The sequence below is a fragment of the Acidithiobacillus caldus ATCC 51756 genome (genome assembly GCF_000175575.2).
Taxonomy (GTDB): Bacteria; Pseudomonadota; Gammaproteobacteria; order Acidithiobacillales; family Acidithiobacillaceae; genus Acidithiobacillus_A; species Acidithiobacillus_A caldus.
In genome coordinates this window covers 641,674-654,388 of sequence record NZ_CP005986.1, presented here as the reverse complement: position 1 = coordinate 654,388, position 12,715 = coordinate 641,674, and the positions used below count along the sequence as shown (strand labels likewise).

General features: G+C 58.6%; 8 protein-coding genes. All 8 read right to left on the bottom strand.

What is annotated here, in order from left to right; translation table 11 throughout:
- Positions 1-3 precede the first annotated feature (3 nt).
- On the bottom strand, positions 4-3,018 hold the full coding sequence (locus ACAty_RS03285) for a DNA methyltransferase (RefSeq protein WP_153801799.1): 3,015 nt from the start codon (positions 3,016-3,018) through the stop codon (positions 4-6).
- Between the two features lie 14 nt (positions 3,019-3,032).
- Positions 3,033-5,750 (bottom strand): ATP-dependent helicase, encoded by a 2,718-nt coding sequence (locus ACAty_RS03280; protein ID WP_169737309.1) that lies wholly within the window; start codon positions 5,748-5,750, stop codon positions 3,033-3,035.
- 773 nt (positions 5,751-6,523) lie between these two features.
- Positions 6,524-7,441, bottom strand: a complete 918-nt coding sequence (locus ACAty_RS03270) for a hypothetical protein (protein ID WP_051620734.1) — start codon at positions 7,439-7,441, stop codon at positions 6,524-6,526.
- Positions 7,442-7,514: 73 nt separating this feature from the next.
- Complete coding sequence (locus ACAty_RS03265; protein WP_004868469.1) at positions 7,515-8,777, bottom strand: IS256 family transposase; 1,263 nt, start codon at positions 8,775-8,777, stop codon at positions 7,515-7,517.
- Between the two features lie 44 nt (positions 8,778-8,821).
- On the bottom strand, positions 8,822-9,994 hold the full coding sequence (locus tag ACAty_RS03260; protein ID WP_004870797.1) for a hypothetical protein: 1,173 nt from the start codon (positions 9,992-9,994) through the stop codon (positions 8,822-8,824).
- Positions 9,987-11,288: a site-specific integrase gene (locus ACAty_RS03255; RefSeq protein ID WP_004870795.1), complete on the bottom strand. Its 1,302-nt coding sequence runs from the start codon at positions 11,286-11,288 to the stop codon at positions 9,987-9,989. The genes ACAty_RS03260 and ACAty_RS03255 overlap by 8 nt, the downstream gene beginning before the upstream one ends.
- A gap of 5 nt (positions 11,289-11,293) precedes the next feature.
- Positions 11,294-11,443: a hypothetical protein gene (locus tag ACAty_RS15765; protein ID WP_153801797.1), complete on the bottom strand. Its 150-nt coding sequence runs from the start codon at positions 11,441-11,443 to the stop codon at positions 11,294-11,296.
- Positions 11,443-12,498, bottom strand: a complete 1,056-nt coding sequence (locus tag ACAty_RS03250) for an IS5-like element ISAtc5 family transposase (protein ID WP_004870689.1) — start codon at positions 12,496-12,498, stop codon at positions 11,443-11,445. Before ACAty_RS03250 ends, ACAty_RS15765 begins: the two co-directional genes overlap by 1 nt.
- Positions 12,499-12,715 lie beyond the last annotated feature (217 nt).

Sequence of the window (12,715 nt, the reverse complement as noted above, 5' to 3'; positions counted from 1 at the left end):
CGATTACTCCGCCACGTCCAGCACGCGCATTAGTTCGTTGCCGCGCTCGTCGATCACCTTTACTGCCACACGCTTGCGGTCGCCCAAGGCAAACGGCTCGCTCACCGTGCCGGCCAGATGCGACCAGACCGAATCATCGAAGGTGGCGCGTAGCGATCGTTGCAGGTTGTCCCAAGCACTCGTCTTTGGGAAGAACACCTGCGTGGCGTAGAAACTCAAGCCGTCGTAGTCGGTGTCCAACATCCAGCAGGGCACGTTCTCTCCGCCCACCGATTCCGTGTCCATCGACTGGGGATCGAACAAGTCAAGTCCCTTCAGCTCTACCTCGTGCAGCACCTGCCCCTCCGGTCCCCTTTTCTTCGATCGCCGCACCGTGACATCGGGCAGCCCGGTGATCGAGAAAATCTCCGAGGCACGGGTGGTCTTCAGCAGGTCGGACATCGCCACGTCGGGCGTCACGGTCACGTAGGCGGCCGGAATGCGCAGCTTCTTCTCGTCCTCGATCATAGAGCGGGCGCCGGGTTCGATGGCGAAACCGAAGAAGTACAGGCGGTCGTACTTTAGGAAATAGCCTTCGCGTGCAGATTCGAACACCAGCGACACCGAGATCGCTCCGTCAGCAGGGCCGAAGACGATGGCAACGCGCTTGTCGCCATCCTTCGCCTCGGCGTGCAGGTATTCGGTATCCACAGTGCGCCGCACACCGGCTAGTGTGAGCTCTCGATTGCCGGGCAAGCGAAGGGTCTTGGATTGACGCAGCACTTCGGTCATGCGCTGGATATGGATGGCGGCGTCGCCGTGCGCGGTTACATCACCTTCACCCGCTGAGTCCAGCGGCTGCACCGGCGCGATCGTAGCCTCGACGACGAAGGGGCCGGCCACACGGGTGACGTTAGCCACCTTCTCGGGTCGGTCGACCAGCACTTCCATCGCGGGCGGCTCATCGTTAGCGATCGACTTCAGCGTGATGTGCGGCACCAGCCCACCGATCTCCTCGCCCTTGCGGTTCTGCTTTCGTTTGTAGACAAAGCCGCCGGCGGGACCGGCCTGCGGCGACTTGAGTTCGTAGTAGGGGAAGGTGGCAGTCAGCAGGCGCTGCCGGGCAAGTGCGAGCGGCACGCGCGAGGTGTCGATCGTGATCCAGCGGCGACCCCATTGCTCGGCGACGTAGGCAGTTGTTCCTGAACCGCAGGTGGGGTCGAGAACAAGGTCGCCGGGGTCCGTACACATCAGCATGCATCTCTGTACGACAGTTGGATTGGTCTGGACAACGTACAGAGGATTTGCAGCGCCGCCCAGGCGATCCCACAGGTTGCTCATGGATCGAAATGGAAAGTCACTCAAGTACTTAACAAACCTGATCTCGTTCTCGGTCGTAACTGTTCTGCCGACGGCGATGACCTTGAGGAGCGACTCTTTTGGCAGGCCCCACCAACGCCTTCCTGATGTGTACACCTTCCCGTTTAGTTCTACTTCGTACTTCGCTCCAGGCCCCGGCTTCGAAAACGTAACGGATCCGAATAACCGCGCATCTGCAGGTAGAGGGACCTCGCCGGCGCGCTCCGCTCTCGTCACCCGTCGACGAGTACCGTCCGACGTCTCAACCATGTCGAATCCATCAGCGATAGGGTCGGATCGAACCTCGAATAGCCGGCGGTACTTGAGGTGGTCCGGGTTTTTCGCGTACCAGATCAGGTAGTCCAATCGAGCGGACACACGAGAGGTCGACTCAAGGCCACCCCCAGCCTTAGCGAATGAAATCAAGGAAACGAAGTGGTCTTCACCAAAGACCTCGTCCAGAAGTTCGCGGCAGTGATGGAGATTCTCGTCCGAAATCTGAAGGAATAGGCTCCCGGTCTCGTGCAGCAGCTCCTTCGCGACCATTAACCGATCGCGCAGGTAGGTCAGGTACGAGTGCAGCCCCAGCTCCCACGTATCCCGATAGGCCTTGACCATCTCCGGCTCACGCGTTATGTCGTCATCACCACCATGCTTGACGTCGCGTTTGCGCACGAAGGGCTGGAAGTTGGAGCCGAACTTCACGCCATACGGCGGATCGATGTAAATCATCTGTACCTGCCCGGCCATGCCCTCAAATTCTAGCAGCGAGTTCATCGCCACTAGCGAGTCGCCCAGGATCATCCGGTTCTGCCATGGCCCCTTGTGCTCATAAGCCTCGAGGTTCTCGCGGATATCCATGCCGGGATCACCGAACAGGTCCAGCGTCTGTCCACGCGCCTTGCGGTGGCGGATGCCGTCGAGGATCGCCTTGGTGGAATGCCGCTCATGCACGAACAACGGCGCCGTCGGTACCTTGATCTCGTGCCGTTCGGCCTTGCCCGCCCAGTTGAGGAACGGCTTGCTGATCTGCTGCAGCATCTGCGCCGCGTCCGTCAATGACGTGACGCGCACGCCACCGCCTTTCCATTCCTGCGGTTCGGCGAACACGGTCTGCTCGCCTTCCTTGGCAGAGCGAATAACCAGCCCCAACAACCACTCGCCCAAATCCCGTTCGCGCTGCTCGTCCCATGAGAGAGCTGGGTCGAGCGAACTATCGTAGCGGTAGGTCTTGGGTGGTTTCCTGGCCTGGAACTGGTCCTGCACACCCGCATCCGGCCGCTGCACTGCCTGGTCGGTATGGCGGTACTCGCCAGCCACGTCGGAGCAGGCTGCCCGCGCGCCCGCCGTCTCGATCACCTGGTAGGCGGAGGGTGCTTCCTCGGCTGTCTGGCGCGTGGCCTCAGGCAGCGGCCAGGCGCGTCCGCCGGCGATGAGCAGCCGCTGTACCAGCTCCTCCTTCTTGCCGTTGGTCGACTGCTCGAACTGCACCAGCACGGCCTTGAGCTGTTTCACCGTCAGCTTGTTGATGAACAACTCCGGCTTGGCCCGCCTCGCGCTCGCTAGCGCCCCCGCCATCGCTTCGCGCGAACGCCGATCGGCCTCGAGTTCGAATTCGGCGCACAGCTCCTTGAGCTGCTCGGTTTCGAGAATGGCCAGCAAGGCTTGCTTGAGATTCATCCCTGTCCCTCGTTTCAGTTCCGGATCGCAGCCGAACACATGTTGCAGTAGTCGCACTGGCCGCAGGTTTTCTTATGGGGGTTCGGCGTCAGCTCGTTCCGCCGCAGCGCCATCGCCGCCCCACGCACATCCCGTTTCACATCCTCGATGAAATCGTTATCCACCGAGCGTTTCTTCTGTTTCTGTTCGTCCAGCTCGTAGATTTCTACGTAGTCCGCTGGCCGGCCGGTAAGCTCTTGGTAACCGAGCGCGTAGATGTGCAGCTGAGTTTCCGTCACCGCCTCGGCCTGTGCACGATCGTTCGACTTCAGATCGACGATCGTCACCTCGCCGGTGTCGATCTTACGGACGAGGTCGATGCGGCCCGCCACTGATACGCCATCGCCCAGGGCAATCTCGATCGCCTTTTCGGAAAACTCGAGATTCTTGAAGTCGGCAGCATTCTTCTTGACATAAGCCTCGATGATCCTCTCGGCGGCCTGTTCCAGTTTTTCGCGCAAGGCTGGATAGGCGTAGGGCGCACGCAAGTGCCGTTCGACCAGCGCCTTGGCTTCGTCGGGCTTGATTTTCTCCCCCCGTAGGGCCCGTGCATGCACTTCGGCCAGCGCGTCATGCAGCGACTTGCCGAACCCCAGTGCCTCGTCCAACGGGGCATTGAACCCGTAGAGGATGCGCAGCTTGAACTGGTAAGGACACTCGAAGAAGTACTTCAGGTCCGAGAACGACAGCGTGATGTTTGCCACCGATGCCTTCGGCTGCGGCTCGAGGCGCTTGCGCCCGGCATAGTCCTGCCTCCGACGCTTGACGTACTTCGAGGCAAGCATCTCGTTGAAGAAGTCCGAGGGCGCTTGCGCGGTTCGGTTGCCGTCATGCGGCGCCCAGCTCAGGTGCAGGAATTTCTGCGCGCGGGTCACGGCCACATAGAACAACCGCCGTTCGTCCTCGACACCCCCTTTGTAGCGCACCGCGTTGTCGAAGGCGGCGTCTGGCAACAGGTGCCAGGCCGTCCGCCCACCGCCCCCCTTGGCTGGGAATCGATTTTTCACCAGTTGCGGGATGAACACCGCCGGCCATTGCAGGCCTTTGGCCTGATGTACGGTCATGATCCGTACCGCGTCCGGGCTGACGAAGGCGTTGTCCTGCCAGCCCTCCGGGTAAGCGTTCTCGGCGTGGTGCCGGAGGAAGCCGGCGAAGCTCTGGTATTTCTCGACCGGGTTCGAGTGGAAATGGATGCTCTCGAAGTCGGAGATCGCCTGGCTGAACTTGCCGAGGTTGTAGAACACCACCTCGCCCCGACGACCCGGCACCTTCTCCTCGCGGATGCCGGCGTTCTCGAGGAAGGCCATGTATTGGCGCTGCAGGTTATAGACCTTGAACTGACCGACCTTGGCATCCTGCATGTCCTTCCTGGCCTGTGCGGCAGCCTGAATTGCCTGATCGAGCGCCTTCTTGGCTATCCCGAGATCAGCTACCTGCCAAGACGTTCGCAACGTGGCTTCGTCAATTTCCCCGTTAAGGAAGTAGAACAACTGCCGCGCTGCCTCGACCTCCGGCTGGACAAAGAGGTTGTCCATACCGGTAATGACGTAGGGCACGCCGGCTGCATCCAGCGCCGCCGTGATGGCGCCGCCGTCGCGCCGCACAGAGCGCAACAGGATCGCCATGTCCGACCACGAGATCCCGCGTTTCTCGTCACCCTCATGGATCGCCAAACCCCGTAGCGTCTTGCAGGTGTCTGCGATGTACTGTGCCTCATCCTCCGGTGAGTCGAATCCGAGCGCGACGATGTCGCCCGCCTCAAACTCCTGTGCCGCCGTCGGCTTCATCTCCTTCGGCAGGCGCCGCAGGAGCTGCCGAATAAAGTCACGCGCGACGACCACCACGCCTTCGCTAGAACGGAAGTTGTCTTCCAGTCTGACCTGGGTCACGTTCTCGTAGCGGCGCTCGAAATCCAAGATGTTGCGCACATCGCTGCCACGCCACTGGTAGATCGTTTGATCGTCATCACCGACCACGCAAATGTCGGCCCCCAGCGATGCCAGTTCGCGCACGACAGATTCCTGGATCGGGTTCACGTCCTGATATTCGTCCACGATGATGTGCTTGATGCGCTCGCCCAATCGCTGCCGCAGTCCGGTATTACCCTGCAGTTCCTTGACGGCTTCCTTCAGAATGCCGGAGTAGTCGAGATAGCCTTTCTGGTGCAAGAGCCGCTCATAGCTCGCAAGTCCGGCGACAACAGAGTTGCCTACGAGCGGCGACGGATCGATCACCCTGTCTTCGCGCAGGATGGAGAGAGCCGATACATAGTGGCGCGTATCCGTGTAGCGCTTGAGCGTAACGCCATTGAGCGTGGTGCTGCTGGTCAGCCCGGATGATCTCGAGTGACGGTCGATGAACAGTGTCTGCTGCACCTCGTTCAGCACTTCGTACTTCATGTACGCTGGCACCTCGGATTTCAGGAGCTCGAGACAGTAGCCGTGAATCGTGCCGACGTACATTTCCGCCAAGCCGGTAACATTCCCGAAGGCCCCGTGGCAGCGGGCGTGGATGCGCTCTTTCAGCTCTGCAGCGGCCTTGTCGGTGAAGGTGAAGGCGACGATATTGCCGGGGGCGCAGCCTGCTCCCCCCTCTGTGATGGATCGCAACAAGCTGACCACGCGCTGCGCCACAACCTCAGTCTTGCCCGAGCCGGCACAGGCGATCAGTGCAGGTACCGGAAAGGTGATCAATCGCCGCAAGCTGAGAATCGGTATATCGCGACCGGTCCATTTTATGATCTTCACTCTTGAGGGGGAACACATTGTCTACCAACGTAGGCAAATTACTTTAAATCCTGCAGCACGTCAAGATAATTAGCAAAAGTGCGATCAGGAAAATGGGGCTCCGCGTTACTCGATTATGATATATCTCCCCGCCTTCAATTCTGGATTGTTACGCATCATTCAAAGCTAGCCCGTGAGTAGGTCACCAGATGAGCCGACTTCGCCGGATAGCTAAAACCATATACTGACAATAACTAGTTACCGCTTTCCCGTCGTTGTCTTCGCCAACTTTGACGTCTCCGTCTGGCCCCTATTTACCCGTGGCAGTGGCTGACTCAGAAATTCCTTATTCAACCCACGTGTATGCGCGTTGTAAGCCCATACGACAAACTGCTCGAGCAACCTCTGGTTCTCAGCTTCCAGGCGTTGGTTTTCCGCTTCGAGACGAGCGATACGCGCCATTGCATCCGCAAGTGGTCCTGATCCTCTCGATACGGCCGTGTCCTTCTGCCTACCGAGCGACTTCTTCCGCAGCGCATAGGCTGTGCGAATGCGTTCATGCTTATGCAGGGCCTGCCTTGTGTACCTGCAATGCAGCCTGGTCACGATAGCGTCGATCAACGCCTCCCAGGTCAATTTGCCTTCCCAGCCATCCAGGAGCCTGACGATCTGCTCAATTGCATCGTCGGTCAGGTTCTTACCCCTGCGGACCACGGGTTTCTTTCTCCGTGTGTTCAAGATTATTCCCCCAACAAGGCTTTGACATCAGCGAGAAGACGGGTCTGCTCATTTTCCGGTTGGAACTCACCTATCTTGGATACCTGATCCAATCGTGACGGCATTTTGGGAGTCGCCAACTGAATGACCGCACCGTTCGGCACCGCCGGGTCATCCATAATCGAGCACAGCTGAGTCAATCGATCTACGGTGGAGCGATGGTGATCGATCCACCTATCACTGCCTAAGTAACCCTCAGCTTTCGCAGCTTGCGCCTTGTCCATCAATCCCTTGGCCTCATCGAGGCGCAGTCTCAGCAAGGCCTCTCTCCCTGCATCTCCCTTCACACAAAGCAAGTCCTGGCAATGTATGCAATCCATGTGCAACTGACAGGGTGACGCACTATAGTCATGCACACAGTAGCCAAGGTCCGTGGTATGCGCAGTCGGCACAACTAACCTAGCGAACTCATCCCGGCGGATCAGCACCTTTTTTGGAAGCTCTGCCAGTGGCCCAAACATCTGATCACCACCAACTGCATCTCGGATTTTCTGAAGCATCTGGCCTGGGGTGACGTGGTCATATGCTTCGTTCTGCTTGATATCACGACGACCTGACCACTTTGCTATATCTAATTGGCTCAACCCGCCGGCCTGCGCTATCGTGTTCAGGTAATGCCGGAACTGATGGCTTGTGACCGCGATATGACTGCCATCCGGTTCGGTAAAGCCGAACCGGGTAAATATCGATTCGTGACCATACTCAATGCGGCTACCCAAACCCGCATTGATCTGGCCGGTACTGACTGCCTCGATCATGCACCGGTACGTACCGCGCTGCCCCCCGAGCTCGTTTCGTCGCACAACGAGAAGCGCTTCGCTGTACTTCAAGCCGGTTGCTTTGTCGAAGATCGGGAATCCGTCTGGCAGCATTGCGATCACTCCGGCCTCCACGTCGGCGAAACGTGCGAAGAGCTATGGTCAAGATTGGTGTATGAGCATTTGCTAACACGATTCAGGCGGCGTCCTGTTGAGGATCCAGCCGGGTTTCGTTGGCAGGCATCCCATCGACAAATGTCACCCCGGCAAAGAGCTCGCGCAGTCTTTCCGGATGCTGAATCCCGCGCCAGTGTCTCTCTGCCTGCTGGATGAGCTTGTAGCTCAGGCCAAGGAAAGTGGCTCGAGAGACACAGTTTTTAGTGCGGCTGCTGCGTTGCCGTACGGTGGCGAAGGTCGATTCGATGGCGTTGCTGCTGCGGATATGCCGCCAGTGCTCTGCCGGGAAGTCGAAGAAGGTCAGCAGCACGTCCCGGTCCTTCTCGAGCTTTGCGACCGCTCTGGGATATTTGGCCTGGTAGTCCCGCACGAAGGCTTGCCAGGCTTTCTCCGCAGCTTCACGGGTGTCGGCCATCCAGATCGCCTGCAGGGCGGCCTTGGCTTTCCCCTGAAGGCGCTTCGGTAGCTCGTTGAGGATGTTGGCCGTCTTGTGCACCCAACAGCGCTGATGACGGGTTTGTGGGTAAATCTCGTCCAGGGCGGCCCAGAAACCCATCGCCCCATCTCCTATGGCCAGTAGTGGCGCCTCCTGCAGCCCGCGGTCGCGCAAGTCCCGCAGGATCTCTAGCCAGGAGGCTTTGGACTCCCGTAAACCGTCGGTGACCGCCACGACCTCCTTCTTGCCCTCGGCCGTCACGCCAATAATGACCAAGAGACACATCCGGGGATCGTCCTCCGCCCGCAGCTGGGTATAGACCCCGTCGGCCCACCAATAGGCGTAGCGTTTTCCCTGTAGAGACCGGCGCTGCCATTGGGCATGCTCTTGCGCCCATTCGACTTTCAAGCGTCCCAGCACGGCCGGAGAAAGCCCCTTGGCCTCCTCGCCCAGGAGAACAGACAGCGCCTCGTGCATCCGTCCCGACGATACCCCGTGCAGGTACAACCAGGGGAGCGCTGCGGCCACGGTCCGCGACTTGCGCACGTAGGGCGGTACCAGGGAAGAACGGAAGACCACGCCCGAACCGGAGCGGTCTCGCACCTTGGGGACCTGTACAGGCACGGGGCCGACCGCTGTCAGGATCTCCCGCTCCGGCAGATATCCATTCCGCACGACGGCCCGGCGACCATCGACCATGCGTACCGCGGCATACTCCTCCAGCAGCACCTGCACCTCGCCCTCGATGGCCTGTTGGATCAGCTGGCGCGCGGACCGCCGCAATAAGCCCTCGATGTTCAGGCCCAACTCTCCCATTCCTCCGTCGAAACCAGTACTCTCTTGCATGGCGCACTCCTCATTCGTTGCGAATCGGATCCAGAAACCCTTTTCTAGCAACAGTGCGCCACCCTCCTCAAGCTAGTTGTAGACCTCCCGTACACCAGATTCGAGCATAGCTCACGTGCGAACAGATGCTTCCCATCTAGCCTCACTATCTTGATTGCCTTCGCTCTACACCACGCGCTCGCAGCGCCTCTGTCAGTAAATCCCAGGACCTCAGCGACTTCCGCCATTGACAACCACTCCCGACCTCCCAGATGAGAAACATCAGGAGAAAGATAGATCTGGCCAGCGTTCTTCTCATACCACTTGGCGATACGCCGAGCCTCATCGGTGGCAACCCTAATTTTCTGAAGCGCGTCCTCCACAACGGATGCCATGGAAGGCACCAACCACTTGACCATCGGCTCAGCGCCCTTGGCTGGCCACCAGCGCAAGCCGTATGCGTCCTCTTTGCCCTTTCTGGGTTCGCGAACCTCGCAGGCTTCAGGAAGAGTTAGGACTTCACTGATACGAGCCGGTGAGGCGAGAAGGATCGCCGCAACCGAAGCGGTGATTACGTCAGCAGGCTCGGTAGCAATCCGAAAAATCCGAGGCAAAGCATCGAGCGCCGCCGAGGACGGCATCTTTTCAGCGCGTCGTTCGTCGAACTCCTTGCCGACGCGCACGGCACTACTGGGACGTTTGATCGGATTGTGCCAGCGCACAGGGACAGAGGTGAGTCGGTTCTCCGCCAAAAACGTGCCAATCATCTCGATCTGCCCACCCACCCGGTATGCGGCGCCGTCGCCAAACCTATCGGAGACGATCTGCGCCGCACGGTTAAGGACGCGCGAATCGATCTGCACCGGATCAGGGTGCGCATTGTTCTCTAACAACGCAGCCTCGATGGCCCGTAATGCTGCCACCCTGTTGTGAATCGACTTGGTCGGTCGCATCCCGTGCATGTAGCGAAGGTATGCCTTCGCAAAGGACAGGAATGGCTCGCGCATCATCTCCGGAGCTTTTTCATCGACAGTGGCAGCATTGGAGAACGTGATGCGTTCTCGCTTGCTCCCCTTACCCTTTGTCACTACCGCCTCCGTAACATCCCAGACGTCGTTTTGGAATGGGAGATCCGCCCCGAAAACGGTAAGCTTGCTACGGCATATATCAACAAAACCTCTTAGATTCGCAGCAGCATCGAGTTCGGCCTTGGGCGTGAAAAGGACGATCTCAGTCATCGACAGCTTCCCCGCGACGAGCCTCGCACAACCTCACCACTTCCGCGACAGCCAGAATAGTGCGGTCATTTACTGACGCAATGCGTAGATCGGTTTGCGCAAGCCGCTCACGCTCGCCGATCAAGTAATCTAGAACTGCCTCGTGAGGTCCATCCAGCCACGGCTGGAAGTTTACGCAGGTGTAGCAGGCAATGGGCGCCAAGAATCCACAAAAGCTATGTTTGCCGCAGCTTCCCATGGGTTTCATCGATGGATCGAATCTTGGGTCACACACCCTGCTAGATGGATCTCCTGCGCGTATCGCTTGAGATTCATCATCAATAATGACACCAGCGAATGCCTGCGCCATCGGCGCTAGATGCATGGCTATCGCACGGTCGATCCTCTCTATGATCTCGGGCCGTGCTTCGATGTATACACCGACGTTCTGGGTGTCGGTGTGGTCCAACAATTCGGCAATGATCAGCTCACCATGGCCCTCCATAGCAGCCCTTGTAGCCATGGTGCGGCGAAAGCGCGTGGCGGTAATGTGCAACCGTTGTCCCGTCCGCTCAGACATCACATCCAGCCGACGAAGGGTTCTTTCTAGCAAGTCAGCTATCGTTTGTGTTGTTCGGTGGTATTCAAATCCATCTGGTTCACCTCCTCGACGACGTCTTGCAGGAAATAGCGGCACATCCACGGGGTCGGGCAAGAGCCCGTGAAACCTTGCCTGAACCTCATTGGAGTAACGAACCAACAACTCGCCAAATTGAGGGATTAATACGCGGTCCTTGAACTCAGTACGCGAGAGTTGGTTGCGCTGCTTGGCGCGCGGGACACGTATCGTGTACACGGCCGTGCCATCTTTTGCATAAGTTACGCCAACGTCACGGACCTTCAATGCAGCGTACTGGACAGGACGCTGCCCGAGCAGCATGAACAGGTATGCAAGCAAATATCCCTCTATTTCGACCTCGCCAGCTACATAAGCTTTATCAAGCGAAGACTGAAGGGATTCCAACTCGATGTCAGTGAATGGGCCTTCGATTGGGTCATGTGTCAGCACCGCCTCACCTTTTCTATTGCCCTGATTGCGCAATTGCTTCAGTAGAGCTACCGCATCAGTAGTCACCCCCGAGTACCCGAGGCTGTGCCATTTCTTTAACAATCCAGAGAGGCTACCGAGGTACCAAGACGTTGTGCTGGTCAGTGTGGACCGGTAATTGATCAGGTCGGCACTAGCAATTTCCCCCAGTGGATGGCTTCGGTCATCGCATACGACTCTAAGGTAATGCCCCAGTCTTTCGTACATATTGCTTAGAAGGTCGCTGAAAAAATATTGAAAAATCTCTTTTGATCGGGATATTCGGTCAAAAGACCCCGGGAAACAGGCGCGGGCGCAGCTGTTTTGTTGTTTTTCTCAGATTTGGGTAGCCCTTGAACGGATTCCGGACGCACGAATCCCATCAAGCCACTCCCAGTCGCGCCATGCGGACCAGGTTGTAGGCGACAGTGACCAAGGAAAAGTGCAGACCGACCCGTTCCAAGCCACGGAATCGGGTTTTCCGCATCCCTCCCACCGTCTTCATCCAACCGAAGATGGACTCGATCCGGCGCCGGACGTGGATGCTCATCGCGTAACCGGCGTGGCGGGTGGTGCGCCCGTCGATGGCCGAGCCTTTGCGCTTGCGCGCTACATGCGGGGTCACATTCCGATCCCGGAGATTCTGGACGAAGCCGTGGCGGTCATAGCCCTTGTCGGCACCGAGGGTGATGCGCTGATTCCCGCCCAGATCGTCCACGAGTTGGACGGCTGCTTCGACTTCCGCCGTACCGTCGGCGGTGGTGACCTGCTCGGCGGCAATGAGTCCGTGGCGATTGTCCATGAGCACATGCCCAAGATAGGCCAAGCGGGAAGCTTCGCCGGGCGCCTTTTTGTAGAGCCGGGCATCGGGGTCGGTCACCGATGCGTGCGTCTCGTTACTGCGCGACTGGCCGCGGAAATCGGAGCCATCGCCCTTACGGTCCTCAGGATCTTTCGGCTGGAAGGACTTCTGCGAAGCCCAAGCTTCCAGCAGGGTGCCATCGACGGAGAAATGCTCTTCGGAAAGCAGATTCTGGCCGCGGGCCTGTTCCAGTACGGAGCGGAAGAATTCCCGCACCGTCCCGTGATCCAGCAATCGATCCCGATTCTTGGTGAAGACCGTGGGCACCCAGACCTCGTCGTCCATTCCCAAACCGACAAACCAACGGAACAGCAGGTTGTAGTTGAGTTGCTCCATTAGCTGCCGTTCCGAGCGGATGCTGTAAAACACCTGCAGCAGTAGTGCCCGCAGGAGAAACTCCGGGGGAATGGAGGGGCGACCGTAGGTCGAGTACATCGTGCTGAAGTGGCTATCCATCTCCGCCAGGGAGCGATCCACGATAGCCCGGATCGCTCTCAGCGGATGATCCTGGGGCACCCGTTGCTCCGGGGAAACGTAGCTGAACAACCCTTGGGTCTCTACCTTGGCTCCACGCATCTTCCCAACTCCCGCTGCGCCATTTTGCCCATTATACCATCGACTTTTTCATCACCGTCTTAGGTGCGCCGGGGACAGATGCTCTGCATACCAAAGCAGAGTAAGCTTGGCTGACACAATGAACGTATCCGTCACTGGCCATTTGGAAAACTCTAGATTTACGGTCGTTGTGTCGTCACGGTATGCCCACCTATCCGCACGTGGGTCAAATTGGACG

Bases quoted from the DNA above. Each gene is read 5' to 3' on its own strand.
- ACAty_RS03285 (WP_153801799.1), bottom strand. From the start codon at position 3,018: ATGAATCTCAAGCAAGCCTTGCTGGCCATTCTCGAAACCGAGCAGCTC.
- ACAty_RS03265 (WP_004868469.1), bottom strand. From the start codon at position 8,777: ATGCAAGAGAGTACTGGTTTCGACGGAGGAATGGGAGAGTTGGGCCTG.
- ACAty_RS03260 (WP_004870797.1), bottom strand. From the start codon at position 9,994: ATGACTGAGATCGTCCTTTTCACGCCCAAGGCCGAACTCGATGCTGCT.
- ACAty_RS03255 (WP_004870795.1), bottom strand. From the start codon at position 11,288: ATGTACGAAAGACTGGGGCATTACCTTAGAGTCGTATGCGATGACCGA.
- ACAty_RS15765 (WP_153801797.1), bottom strand. From the start codon at position 11,443: ATGGGATTCGTGCGTCCGGAATCCGTTCAAGGGCTACCCAAATCTGAG.
- ACAty_RS03250 (WP_004870689.1), bottom strand. From the start codon at position 12,498: ATGCGTGGAGCCAAGGTAGAGACCCAAGGGTTGTTCAGCTACGTTTCC.